This window comes from Mycobacterium sp. (assembly GCF_032162105.1).
Taxonomy (GTDB): Bacteria; Actinomycetota; Actinomycetes; order Mycobacteriales; family Mycobacteriaceae; genus Mycobacterium.
Window position 1 is genome coordinate 1 of sequence record NZ_JAVRPS010000593.1, and the last position, 5,047, is coordinate 5,047.

Below are 5,047 nucleotides of genomic sequence, written 5' to 3' on the forward strand. Positions count from 1 at the left end.
CCGAACCCGCGTCGTACCACGGTGCACAGCAGGTGAGCCTCTGCGTCGTCGAACGAATGGCGCACATGCACAACTTTGCGAGCACCCGCGAGGTGCTCTGGGACAGACTGCACCGCTGGGGCGAATCCTTGATCTAGCCGCTCGTGACAGACGAGCCGAGCGCGTCAGGCGTCGCCGCTTAGTCGATTATGTCTCGTATCTTCAACTGGGCCAACCGTTGAGGCATCGCTTTGATTGCCCTGTCGAGATGACCCTGCCAAAATGCTTCGGCGCCGGTCCCGTCGCCCGCGCGGACGTAGCTTAGTAGCTCGCGATACACGCCGAGGAGAGCGTCGAACTCCGCCCAATTCATGCGGTTTCGGCCGCGAGGCGACCGCGCGCAGCGCTCTGTGAGTTCGAACAGCATCGCCGCAATGATGCCCAGGGTGACGTTTCCCGACAATTCGACGAGGCGGCGGTGGAACTCGGCGATCGCTAGATGTGCGGTGTTGTGTTCCCATGCGGTCGGCAACTTCTCGGCGACCATCGCGTCCAACTCCACAAGGGCCACGGTCGAGCGATTCCTTGCCAGAAGACTCACCGCTGTGGGTTCAATGCCCGACCGTGCGGCGAAGACGTCGGCGAGTGTTGCGCCGGAGATTTGCAGAAGGAAGCCAGCGGGACGGGCCACCGTGTCCGCACCTGGCATTGTGACGAGCGCTCCCGTGCGTGTGCCGCGTCTGACCTCAATCAGGCCCTCGGACTCCAAGAGGCGCACAGCTTCACGCAATGTGGCGCGGCTAACGACGAACTGCCGCATGAGCTCCGCTTCGTGGGGAAGGTGGTCTCCAGGTTTCAGTCTGCCCGTCACGATCTGCTCACGGAGTACGCGAGCGACGACGACGGCGGCTTTGGGTGTTCGCAGTGGTGTCGTCCAGATGTCCGCAGCCGTCGACGCAGAAGCCGTTGCACGCGAGTCTGATTCGGTGGCGCGTTCCATCGATGCCGCGTTGGGTCGCCTGCCTCGCGATCGGCGGCTCACACCACGCGGGACGGCGTCGTGCGTCGCCGGGACGTTGTCCTGGACGGTCACGTCGGATCGAAACTGCTGATGAGCCAGCGGCCTTCAACCTTGGTCAAGCCGACCTTGACGCTGGAGGTCGAGTCGGTGGGGGGCGCGCTACCCACGACGATCGTCTGATTGACCAGGACGAGCGCTTCGGCGTGACTGGGGTCGGCTGAAATCGGCGCGGCGGCCGCGACCGTCGCGGTGGCTGAGATCTGCTTCTGCTTTGCACCAGGAATGACGACGTCGTTGGTCAGTGACGCGTAGGAGTCGCGGAACGGCCCGGTGAGGAGGTCACGCGCAGCCCCTAGTTGCTTGTCGACGGTGTCTGGCTTGTAGGACAGCATCGCCACCGTGGCATCGCGCGCGGCTTGTACCGATTCGATCCCGGCCAGGTCGGCCTCACGGACCGAGGAGTCCTGCCACTTGAAGAAGCCCGCTGCCACGGCGAGCACGAGCGCGATGGCGGGCAGCGCTCCGTAGGCGATTACCCGCGGCCACTGGACCCCTGCGACGAACGCGCGAAGAGCGCCCGCTGCAGCTGAAGCAGCCGTGGGCACGTTGAAGTCCGCTGACTCCGTGCCTTCGCTGGCATCGTCGCTATCCGCACAGGTTCGACCGGTGGTGGTGTCGGTCTCCGAGAGCGCGGTGAGCGGCTCTGGGCCGTCCTCTCCTCGTGGAAAGCCCGGCGGAGCCGGTTCGTCGGCGTCGTGATGCGTTGTGCGCGTGTCGGATTTCGTCATGCCACGAACTCCACGTTGGACACCTTGAGTTGGCTGTGGACCTCGTGCAGTGACATGCGCATCCGCCATAGCCTCGGTCCTTGGTCGGGTGTCGTTGCCGCGGTGGTCGTCACACTCACGGTGACGAGAACGTGGGCATCGTCGCCGCTTTCGGATTCCAGAGCTGCGGCCGTGACCGTGCCTACGCTGGTCGACTTGGCTTGTTTGACGACTTCGACGAAAGGCTGTGATCGTTGGGAGAAATCGTCGTAGAAGGCACCGGTCGCCCCGTCGAGGATGCGTTGGATGTTGGACTCGGCTTGCTGCCAGTTGATCGTGGTGAGGTTGATCGCGCCCTGTTCTGCGACCTGGATGGCGACGTCGTGCCGATGGGCCGCGGAACGCGACTCATGGGCTCGTATTCCGAGCCAGCCGGCCAGGGCCGCCAATGCGACGACGATGACCAGTCCCGCGACCAGAGCTGCACGCACGCTTGGCGATCCCGCGGTTGGTGTCGACGGAGTCCGTTCGTCGGCTAGCGCGGTGTTCTCGTCGTCATGGTCGGCTTCGTCGTCGACGGCGTTGCCGTCCAACGATGCATCGCCGATGGCATCGGTATCCGGTGTGGTCATCGACCCTGTCCTCATGGTGTTCCGGGTGGGACGAGCATCGATTGCCAGGTCTTGTTCTGGTTGGCGCCTTCTATCAGGTCCGTCTGGGTGTAGACGTGACCGTCGGGTCCGACGTAGCTGCCGGTCACCGGGTCGTACTTCGCGACGGCGATCGGCGGCGGCGGGGCCGCAGCGGGGGCCGCGGCTGGTGCGGGGCCCGACGCTGGGTAGCCAGGGGGCGGAGTGGTGCCAGGCGGGAACTGGGGAACCCCTTGGCCCGACAGCGTCGCGTTCGGGTCACCTTTCCAGTTGAAGCCGTCGTTGAGGGGCACATAGGGTTCATCGCTCTCGCAGAGCTCGACGGACGCCGCCCTCTTGCCGGGCCGCGTCTCGCATGGATAGTTGCGGGCACCGCGCACGTTGAGCGGCGAGTCTTGCGGGACACGGCAATACAGCAGCCCGGCAGGGCGGTCGGGGTAGTCCTGGAAGCTCATGGAGCGTTGCTGTTGTGCTGGCAGGAATCCGGTGGAGCAGGTCGATGGGAGGTTCAGGTTGAGGTTGAAGCTCAGGTATGCCCCCGCGTAGCTCTGCTTGGTGTTCTTGTTGGCGACGCCGCTTCCTTGGACGATCGCGGTGCCCTGAGGGAGCAAAACCAGGATCTGTTCAAGGTTGTCGCGGTATGCGACCGCCACGTTTCCGGCGTTGACCAGGTTGGCCAGGATGATCGGCAGGGTGGGTTGTAGTCGATCGAACAGTGCCCGTGCTTGATCGGCGGCGGGAGCACCCCGTTGCAGGACTCCTCGAACCGCGTCATCGTGGTTCCTCAGCTGCTGAGTGATGTTGGCGAGATGCGCTGACCACGCCTGGATGGAGTCCGAGGTGTTGGTTTGCGTGTCCAGCAGAGGTCCGACGTTGTCGACGACGTTGGTCAGATCACTGAGGTTCTTCTTGGCGTCGATGGCCAACGATGTGGAGCCCTTGACCAGTCGCGCGATGTCGGGGCCGAGACCCCCGAATGCGGTGTACGCCTCGTCGACCGTGGTCTTGAGGTTGTCGCGTGGAATCGCTTCTAGGCCACGGTTGGTCGCGTCGAGTAGGGCGTTGATGTCGGGTGGCACGCGCGTATCGGCCAGCGGGATGACGCTGCCGTTTTTCAGCGGCGGTGCACTGCCACTTCGCGGCAACAGGGCGATGTACTGCTCACCGACCGCGGTCTGACTGTGCACCTCGGCCTCGAGATCGGAGGGGATCTTGATGTCCGAGCGCAGTGACAGCACTGCCTCGACGCCGCCGGCGTCGGTGAAGCGGACCTGTTCGACCTGGCCGACCTCGGTTCCGTTGTAGGTGACGTTGGCCCGTTCGTAGAGACCGCCGGCCTCGGGTAACTGCGCCGTGACGGTGTAGTGCCCAATGCCGAAGAGCAGGTTGGGCAATCGCACGTAGCCCACGGCCATGATGACGAAGGCGGTAAGTGCGATGGCGAGGAACACGGCGAGCTGGATGCGGATTCGTCGAGTCAAGTGCATGTTAGGGGCCCTGATCCGTGCGGTAGGGAACGACGAGGGGATTGCCGGCGGTGTAGGGACTAGGCATCACGCCGATGGTGCGTCCCCATTGCATTTCGAGCTCGGTGAGATTGCCCTCGAATCGAGTGCCGGTCAGGAATGACGAGTCCAGCCGACTGAGGGTCAGGTCGATGACGGCCGTCAAGTTCGCGTAATCACCGCGGAGCCAGTTTCTCAGAGTGGGCTTGGGGAACGGGTAGGTCGCGAAGAAATCCAGCGAGCGGGTCAGCGCGGGACCGGAGTCGGCGAGCGATTTCAACACCGGTCCGATGTCGTTGAGTTCTTTGACGAGGTTTTCCTTGGTCTGGTTCACCGAGTCTGCGGCCAACGCGCTGAACTTGCCGAGCTGATCGAGGGCATCGGCGAGGTGGGCCCTCTGGTCCTTGAGAACACTCAGCGCGTCGGGGAACGTCTTGAGCGCGCGATCCACGACCGGCTTCTGGGCGGCCACTTGGCCGGTCAGATTGTTGAGGCTGTCCGTGGCGGCGATGATGTCGGCGGTCTGGTCGTTGACGTGGCCAACAAAGATGTCCAATTGGTCGATGAGACTGCGCAGGTCGTTCTCGCGGCCGGCGAACGCGGTGGACAGCGTTTGGGTGATCTCCTGGATCTGGCCGATTCCGCCTCCGTTCAGCAACACCGAGACTGCGGCCAGGGTCTTCTCCGTGGAGGGATAGGCGGAGCCAGACGATAACGGGATCACCGATCCTTGGTGCAATTTGCCTTCGGGTGGAACGTTTTTCGGCGGCGCGAGCTCAATGTGCAGCGACCCGAGCAGGCTGGTCTGGCCGATGGTGGCGGTGGCATTCTCGGGTAAGTCGACATCCCCGTTGATCGTCATCGTCACCACCGCGTGCCAACCCTGGCGTTCGATCTTGACGACGTTGCCGACGGTGACGTCACCCACTCTGACGCGGGAGTTCCGCTCGATGTTGTTGACATCTGGCAGCTGCGCCTGGACCACGTAAGAGCCGGGCCCTCCCCCTTGGGTACCGGGTAGGGGTAGTGAGTTGGCTCCTTGCCAGCCGCATCCGGCCAGCCCGGATCCCGCCAGGATCAACACGATTGCCGCGGCGCCGCGGCGCAGCACGCTCACGAGCCCGC

At 64.1% G+C, this 5,047-nt stretch carries 5 protein-coding genes; all 5 read right to left on the reverse strand.

The window, feature by feature from the left end:
• Positions 1–178: 178 nt before the first annotated feature.
• Positions 179–979 carry a FadR/GntR family transcriptional regulator gene (locus tag QOC69_RS30290; protein WP_526446209.1) on the reverse strand — a complete coding sequence of 267 codons (801 nt, stop codon included), beginning with the start codon at positions 977–979 and terminating at the stop codon, positions 179–181.
• An 89-nt stretch (positions 980–1,068) separates the two neighbouring features.
• Positions 1,069–1,788 carry a hypothetical protein gene (locus QOC69_RS30295; protein ID WP_526446210.1) on the reverse strand — a complete coding sequence of 240 codons (720 nt, stop codon included), beginning with the start codon at positions 1,786–1,788 and terminating at the stop codon, positions 1,069–1,071.
• The gene (locus QOC69_RS30300; protein ID WP_526446211.1) at positions 1,785–2,399 is read right to left on the reverse strand and encodes an Rv1363c family protein; all 615 of its coding nucleotides are present in this window, start codon (positions 2,397–2,399) and stop codon (positions 1,785–1,787) included. Before QOC69_RS30300 ends, QOC69_RS30295 begins: the two co-directional genes overlap by 4 nt.
• Before the next feature lie 11 nt (positions 2,400–2,410).
• Entirely contained in the window at positions 2,411–3,904 is a 1,494-nt protein-coding gene (locus tag QOC69_RS30305) for an MCE family protein (RefSeq protein WP_526446212.1), read from the reverse strand.
• Position 3,905: 1 nt separating this feature from the next.
• Positions 3,906–5,039, reverse strand: a complete 1,134-nt coding sequence (locus QOC69_RS30310; RefSeq protein WP_526446213.1) for a virulence factor Mce family protein — start codon at positions 5,037–5,039, stop codon at positions 3,906–3,908.
• Positions 5,040–5,047: the final 8 nt, after the last annotated feature.

Bases quoted from the DNA above. Each gene is read 5' to 3' on its own strand.
- QOC69_RS30290 (WP_526446209.1), bottom strand. From the start codon at position 979: ATGGAACGCGCCACCGAATCAGACTCGCGTGCAACGGCTTCTGCGTCG.
- QOC69_RS30295 (WP_526446210.1), bottom strand. From the start codon at position 1,788: ATGACGAAATCCGACACGCGCACAACGCATCACGACGCCGACGAACCG.
- QOC69_RS30300 (WP_526446211.1), bottom strand. From the start codon at position 2,399: ATGACCACACCGGATACCGATGCCATCGGCGATGCATCGTTGGACGGC.
- QOC69_RS30305 (WP_526446212.1), bottom strand. From the start codon at position 3,904: ATGCACTTGACTCGACGAATCCGCATCCAGCTCGCCGTGTTCCTCGCC.